Genomic DNA, 7,019 nt, shown 5'->3' on the forward strand with positions numbered 1-7,019 from the left:
TTTTATTGAATCCTTCGCGCCAGCACGCCGACGCCAAAACCAAAGAAGCCCTGCCCGCGGAAGCCAAAGGGCTGTTCCGTCGAGCCGGAAATAATCTGCACGCCCACACCCGCGGCCTGAGGCACCCACTTGCGGGGGGTTGTCATGAGGGGATCATTCGGCCCGGGAATCCGGCTGACCCAGATCCGGATCTTCGCGTTGCCCACGTCCTGAACAATCACGCGGGAGACGTCGAAAATGGGTTTGAGCGATGCGGCAATCTCTGGCGCCGTGCCGTGCCCGTTATTGAGCGCGATCTTCCAGTACAGAAGCTTTCGGTACTCGGCATCCAACAACGTTGTGGATCCGCCGACGGCCCGCTCATTGGCCCGTCGCAGCCGTGCTTCACCAAACCCGCCCACATTGGGCTGGCCGTTGAAACCGAAGAAGCGGACATAGACCGTGTCGTCGATGATGCGCGGCAGCCCGACGATTTCGCCAATGCCGTCCAGCTGCTTGCCGACTGCTGTTTCCAGCCAGCGCTGGTCGTACATATCGCGCAGCGCGCCCTGTAGCCCCGCAGCAGGCCCAAGGAGCGCCTTGACCAGCGCCTGTAGTCTCGGTTTGGCTTGGAACTGCCCCAGCCAATGCCCCCAGGCAACGCCTGCGTGGTCTTGTTGGAGATCCATCACGTCACCTCGATGCGGGAGCGGTCAAACACCGCGACCTGCATATCCAGGATCTCGATGTTGGAGGGCGCGAAATCGCCCGGGCCTGGCTCGAATGATGGATCGGTAGCCGATGCCAGCAGCAGCTCGACAGACGCAATTCCCTGGGTCTGGTAGATCGCACCAAATAGCCGCTGGCGAATCACGTCATCGCCGATGGAAAAACTGGCGCCAGCTGCAGCCAGGTTGGCTGCAATCCTGTCGAATCCATCTGGCGGAAAGGCCTGCTCAGACGAAGGCAGCAGCGTGACCGCGCAGGAAACCCATACGTACACCCGCTCCGGCCGATCGAAGCGAATCGGCTGCAATGCCCCATCTTCGTCCGTTACGACCGCTGTCACCGCGCCATGCGTATCGATCCCTGCGGCCTTGACGCGGAAGATTGCACTGGCAATCTCATCGTCAAGCCCCCCATCCACAACTATGTGGATACTGTGCGGAGGACGGCCGGCAGCGTCAGCTGCGTCGGTGTCATTCTGGAAGACGCGCAGCGCCTGTACACCCGCCACGCGGTCACGCACGTTCGGTGCAATGCTTGGCAGCGTCGCCGACCCGAGTCGAAATAGGCCAGAGGGGTAACGCGCGCGCAGATCCGCGTCATTCTCCGCCAACCTGCCTGCCGTGCCGGCCTGGAGGTTTTCCACCCCTTGCCAACCGTCCACGACCGTCACAATGCCGTTGAGATCGCCCACCGCCGCAACCTCACTCGATGCCACGTCGGAGAGGGCCAAGCCGGGCGAGCCGAGCCGTGCGAGAGTAAGGTTCGCTGTCCATGCAAAGGCTGCCGCGACGCGGCCGTCGGTGTGAACGCGCACCGTCGCGCCATCACTGGACACAGCCAATCCACTGGATGCAAGTGCGGCGACCAGGCCGGAAAGGATTGCTGGCAAGTTGGTGACAGCTGCCGATGTATACGAGTAGGCGGACCCGTCGATGGTGACGGCATACAGAGCCCCCGCGTGCACCTCCGGCTGGAGGGTGATATCGGCGGCCGCGCCCGCCAAAATCTGCACCTGACCGTCCACCCCCCACAAGTTCTGGCTCACCCGATGGCGAATCAACGCTCCTGCTGGCACCGTTGTACCGCTGGTGCCGTAGAACACCACATACGCGCGTGACCGCTCATCGGTCAGCCGCGTGACGCCCGTAAAGGACGCCGACCGGTCCAGTGAGACGCCGCTGGCCGAACCGGGGTACATGGACAGGTACACCCCTTCCGCCTGCTCCCACAAGGCCGCCTCGCGCTCTGCAAAGGTATCGATAAGCAACCCCGTGATGCTGTCCGGGCGCGTCTCTACTGACTCGCTTACTCCCGCGGCCAGCAGCCGCGCGCGCAGGTCGGCGATGATCTCCTGGCGAATTTCGGGCAGGCGCATGCGCACGAACCCGTCCGGCGTTACACCGTAGGCCATAACTAACCTCTTGAATAAATTGAATTTAGGCGAGCTGTATGGTCACAACGTCGCTGGCCAAGCCTTCGGAGGTTTCGGCTTCGAAGCTCACTCTCAGCGCGCGCAGCGTTCGCTCAACGTCGAGCGCTAGGCGGCCCACTCGCGTCACGCCCGGCACGTCCAAAATCCGAGATTGCAGGACTGCCTCGATAGCGGAGCGATCCGGGTTTTTGACTAGGACCTCTTCGAAGTAGGGCACCCCGAAGGTCGTGTCTAGGAACCATTCGCCCAAGAAGGCGAGCAAGGTGACCTTGACCTGCTGGCGCACACGGTCCGCCCCGCCGATCATTCGCGTGCGCCCCAACAGGTCCAGGGCAAGATCGCCGTCGTTGGCGAGTGCGAGGTCTAAGGTCATTAGTAGGGGTCTCCAACTTCGCCGCCCATGCTGTCGCGGTGGCGGTGAGTGCTGCCGACATTCTTGCCGTCGTGGGTCAGCTGCCCGCCTTCGAAAGCTACACCGCCCCGGACACGCATCGACGCTTCGCCATCGCCGCCCTCGCCCGCCAGGCCCTGCGTGTAGACGAAAGGACCATTTACCGTCACCGGCGAATTGAAGGTTGTCTGATCTGCCTTCACAGTCCATTCTTTGACCATGAAGGACAGGTCCCCTTCCGGGGACAGCTTCAGCCACGCCGGCCCGTACTGGATGCTCAAGTTTTCGGTATCGGCCGCCACCGTGCCCGGGCGCACCACCGAAGTGGCAAAGGCATCGGACAGATCGAACTGCCGGGGATCATCCGGCGGCCCATCACTGCCTGCCAGCCAGTTTTCCAGCGCCCGCGCCGAGAAAGACAGCTTGATCGGATCACCGGCCTTGAGCGGCACGGAGATCAGCGCCTGCGCGCCGTTCACGTCGCCCGCCGGCCAGCAGACCGGCACACGGACAATCTGAGGGGCGCGCAGCACTTCGCCATTGGCCAGGCGCTTGGCCAGCGCCGGCCGCGCGGTGACGAACGTGCCATCATAGGAGACCACCACGCCCGGGAGCGTCGTGTAAACCTCGGCCAGCTCGCCAGCGATCAGCGCGCGAAGCGCAGAGACCGGGTTCTGATTCATGGCTTTTCCTTCTTCTTGGGCGGCGCGTATCTGTCGACAAGCTCAAGCTCGGTTTGCCAGTCGCCGCCAGCACTGTCACCTGTGCTGCGCAACGCCTCTATGCGCAGAAATGCTTCTACCGTCCTGCTTTCCAGTTTGACCAGGTCACCAGGGTTCAACGTGGGCAACAGGAGGGACGTAACCCGCCAGCCGTCACGCTGCTGCCGCGCGCTTACGATGTTCACGTCGTCGCCGGTCGTCTTATCCTTGACCTTGGCCTTTTCCCGGGCCGCTTCGCGGGTGCGCTCTGGATACCCGAGCAACCCGGTGTCCGCGGCCAGCACCACGGCTTGCCTGCGTGTCGTGCCCTTGCGCGCTACGACCTGCAGTTGTTGGTTCTGGATCGACCACTCGAGGCCGGTCCCCTGGGTCACCTTGTGCAGCGCCGTGCGGGCGGCGCCATAGAACGAAAATCCCTGCTGCCAGCGCCGGTCCGGCACATCTTCGGCCATGATCAAGGGCAGGCCCATCTGCCGTGCTATGTCGCGGATGATGGACGAGGCCTGGGCGCCAGAGCCGAGGCCGATGGAAACCGCTGTGTCCCGCACCTCCGCGTAGCCGTCTTTGACGATAAGCTCCGTCACCACGTCGGGCTGCTCGAACTTCGTGTAGGCGAAGACCACGCTTCCGGCGGCAATCAGGAGCGGGCCGCCCTCCTCCGCGTACCCGGCGTACAGCACACACATGAGTCCAGGCTCTTCCAGCGCACGGCGCGTGGTCTCGGCCAAGTTGTAGACCCGGATCACATGCTCGTTCGGCTCCTCGGCGGCGTCCTTGGCGATGTCGAATGTTATGCGCATGGGCTGGACAATCTCCACGCCCTTCTGCTTCGGCTTGCCCACCAGCAGCCGGTACACCCGATCAAACCGTGCCATCCGCTACCTCCGCCGATTCAACATAAGCAAGCGCGACCTGGCCGGCCGGCAGAGCTTCGCGGCTGATGGTGTTGCGCCGGTCCGGCGCCAGCGCGACCAGCTCGCCGGGTGGCACCGCCAAATGCCGGTACCGGGTGAGAAGCGGCGTATCCGGCACCACGCCGATGCCCGCAACGATGACCTCGTTGTAGGCGTTCTCGATCGAGAGAGTCCATAGTTCAGCCTCGCTGTTCCAGGCCAGGTGCAGAAAATAGGTGATGCCCTCCAGCTCCACCTCGGTGAGGCTGTCGTTCGCGTCGATCACAGGTATGACAATCACGTGCCCCTCCCAAGAATCTTGCTCAGATCCGAGCCCTGCTTGGCGGTCGGTTCGGCTCCCGTCGCCTTGCCGCCGTTCGTCTTCGTCCCACCTGCCTTGCCGGCTGCCGTGCCGCTGGTTTTCTCGGGCGGAATGTCCGCCTGCCGCAGGGTGACCTTTCGGATCTTCCTGAACTCGGCAGTGATGGCGAACTTGTCGCCGCCGTCGTTGGTCCGCCCGATTGAACATCGGGTCATGGCGAAGTCCACATAGACGTCCAGGCCGGTGGTGATGGTGATGGGCAGACGGTCCGCATGAATCGTGCGCAGTGCCGCCTTGGCGCTTATCAGTTTCTGACGTCCAACGCCCAGCGAATTGGCCGCGCCGACGAAGTCTCTTCCATATCCGCCCAGAAGAGTCGCCTCCGCAGCAGTCACCCAGCCGTCCAGTGCCAGACGCTCGGAGTCCTGCACGATGTGATCCGTCACAGGCGGGCCGTCCTCCACCGCGTAGCTGGTGGCTTGGCTTTCCAGCTCGGTCGTTTCGCTGATGAGCGCATCGAGGGGGATGACGCCGATGCTGCTGCCGCCTCCCCATCCGAAAACCAAAGAAACAAAGCTCATCCTCTACCCCTTTACGGCGGAACCTCGACCCCAGCAGGGGCGCCAAGGATTCGTGAAATGCGATCAATGCTGCGGCGCTGCGTTGCCTCCGTTCCCCTGCGCGCCGCGCCGGCAACGGCATTGGGATCTGCTCCGGGAGCGTTGACCGTGGTTTCGTTGTGGATCTCCACGGAAACCGGACCACGCCCGGCGCCAGCTCCCGCCCGAACAGCCGCCCCGGGCGAAACCAGCGGGACGCCGGCGCCAGATGCGAAGGCTTGCCACTGCCCCTGTCTGCCTAGCGCGCCGCGCGGAGCCGTCATCATTTCCCGCTGCTCATCGTTCAGCATTTCGCCGGGCAGGAGTTCGTTAAGCCAGTCAGCCGCAGCCTTGACCTTATCCATGATCCACTTCTGAATGGCGCTGCCAATCTCCTGGATCTTGGCGATCATTCGCCCGCCGATGTCCTCGAAAAAGCCGAGAAGGCCGTCTAGAGCCTCCTTTCCCTTCTTTTTGAACTCGTCCCAGGTTTCGCCGAAGAACTTGCTGATGTTGTCCCAGTTCTGCCAGATCAGCAGCAGGCCGGCCAGCACCAGACCGATGATGCGGCCGAGAGGGTGCGCAGCGAAAGCAGCCCACAGCATCGGCACAACCCTGGTAGCCAGGAAAACCAGTAGCCCTCGGATAGGGCTGAGGATCTTCCAGAGGCCGTATGCCAAAACGCTGATGGTTCCAAACTTCAGTATCCAGGGACCAAGCTCCTTACCGGCGCCACCGAGTGCGTCCTTGATCCACACCAGCACGGCGCGAACAGCGTCAATTTCGTGCTTCCACTCCTCGACACGCCCTATCAGACTTCCCAACACCGAAATATCGCCACGCATCCAGGAAACGATGTCGTCGCCGATCAGGTAGATCGTGGTCAGCACCGCCGCCATGCGTAACAGCGGCGCCAGAGAGCGCGTCCAGAGCGTCAGCATGCGCAGCGCCCCGGCCGGGCCGCGCCGAAGCGCCATGGCGCTATCCAGGCCAATGGCCGTCCGGGTCGCCGTGATCATCGACCGGATCAAGCCGCCAGATTGAACCGTCGCCAGCGCCATCCAGTTACGCAGGCGAAGAAGTCCCCACGCGCCGCCTGTGAGCGCCAGCAGTTTGATCACCAGCCCGAGGTTATCGGCCAACGTCTCGATCGACTTCGTCACCCCGCCGACCGCGGCCCGGCCAAGCTGCATTTGTCCGAAGAAGCGCTGGAAGGCGTCGCTCCATACCGTCATCGCGTCAGCGATAGTGACCGGCATAGCCTCGGCCTCGACTCGCATCTTGGCGAGCTGGGACTGAAGCGCGGGCAAAAACTGGTCTGTCGTGACCTTGCCCGCCTTCACCTGCTCAAGCAACTTATCGGTAGTGGTACGAAGGCCATCCGCCAGCGCCACCTGCAGGCGGGGCGCCGCGCGCATCAGCGTCGCGTACTGCTCCATGCCCAGCTTGCCCTGCATGATGGCGGCAGTCAGGGCGGAAATTACCGATTCCTGGTCCTGGGCCTTGGTGCTGGACAGCGCCATGCCTAGCGAGAGGCCCTCAGTCACATCGACCGTGTCCTGGGTCGTCTTCCCCAGATCCGCCATCGTGCGGCGCGTGCGGACGAACAGCTCGGCGTTGTCCGCGTATGCCTTGTACGTCAGCCGCGAGATCCGGGCCAAATCCGTATCCACCTCGCCGTATTCTTGAGCCGACGCCGTCGCCTGACGCATTCGGGCTTCCATCTGCCCCCACGCGTCGATATCGCGCGAGATCCGGCTAAGGATCGAGACGCCGAAGACGGCCCCCAGCACGCCACGCAGCCCGCTGAACGCCCCGGCCTGCTCCCGGGCCAGGCGCGCGCCGCGCACGATGTTCCGGTTGAAGCCCTCCTGCGCCCGCCGCGCGTCCTGGATGGCCAGGCGGGCGCCCTCCCACGCGCCGATGCCCGCCTCGCGCACGGTCGCCAGGCC

The 7,019-nt window shown here is 63.7% G+C and carries 8 protein-coding genes; all 8 read right to left on the bottom strand.

What is annotated here, in order from left to right:
• Nucleotides 1–2 precede the first annotated feature (2 nt).
• On the bottom strand, nucleotides 3–668 hold the full coding sequence (locus WBB14_RS16945) for a DUF2612 domain-containing protein (protein ID WP_424240866.1): 666 nt from the start codon (nucleotides 666–668) through the stop codon (nucleotides 3–5).
• Nucleotides 668–2,119 (bottom strand): hypothetical protein, encoded by a 1,452-nt coding sequence (locus tag WBB14_RS16950; RefSeq protein WP_424240867.1) that lies wholly within the window; start codon nucleotides 2,117–2,119, stop codon nucleotides 668–670. The genes WBB14_RS16945 and WBB14_RS16950 overlap by 1 nt, the downstream gene beginning before the upstream one ends.
• Nucleotides 2,120–2,144: 25 nt before the next feature.
• Nucleotides 2,145–2,513 carry a hypothetical protein gene (locus WBB14_RS16955; RefSeq protein WP_424240868.1) on the bottom strand — a complete coding sequence of 123 codons (369 nt, stop codon included), beginning with the start codon at nucleotides 2,511–2,513 and terminating at the stop codon, nucleotides 2,145–2,147.
• Nucleotides 2,513–3,214: a Gp138 family membrane-puncturing spike protein gene (locus WBB14_RS16960; protein ID WP_424240869.1), complete on the bottom strand. Its 702-nt coding sequence runs from the start codon at nucleotides 3,212–3,214 to the stop codon at nucleotides 2,513–2,515. Before WBB14_RS16960 ends, WBB14_RS16955 begins: the two co-directional genes overlap by 1 nt.
• Nucleotides 3,211–4,128: a phage protein gene (locus WBB14_RS16965; protein ID WP_424240870.1), complete on the bottom strand. Its 918-nt coding sequence runs from the start codon at nucleotides 4,126–4,128 to the stop codon at nucleotides 3,211–3,213. Before WBB14_RS16965 ends, WBB14_RS16960 begins: the two co-directional genes overlap by 4 nt.
• A complete protein-coding gene (locus WBB14_RS16970) occupies nucleotides 4,115–4,447 on the bottom strand; it encodes a phage baseplate plug family protein (protein ID WP_175207227.1) in 333 nt (110 codons plus the stop codon). Before WBB14_RS16970 ends, WBB14_RS16965 begins: the two co-directional genes overlap by 14 nt.
• Nucleotides 4,444–5,049: a phage baseplate protein gene (locus WBB14_RS16975; RefSeq protein WP_424240871.1), complete on the bottom strand. Its 606-nt coding sequence runs from the start codon at nucleotides 5,047–5,049 to the stop codon at nucleotides 4,444–4,446. The genes WBB14_RS16970 and WBB14_RS16975 overlap by 4 nt, the downstream gene beginning before the upstream one ends.
• Before the next feature lie 11 nt (nucleotides 5,050–5,060).
• Nucleotides 5,061–7,019 (bottom strand): tape measure protein (locus tag WBB14_RS16980; RefSeq protein ID WP_424240872.1); only part of this gene is annotated, 1,959 nt, incomplete at its 5' end.

It is taken from the genome of Achromobacter sp. (genome assembly GCF_049647645.1).
GTDB lineage: Bacteria > Pseudomonadota > Gammaproteobacteria > Burkholderiales > Burkholderiaceae_B > Achromobacter.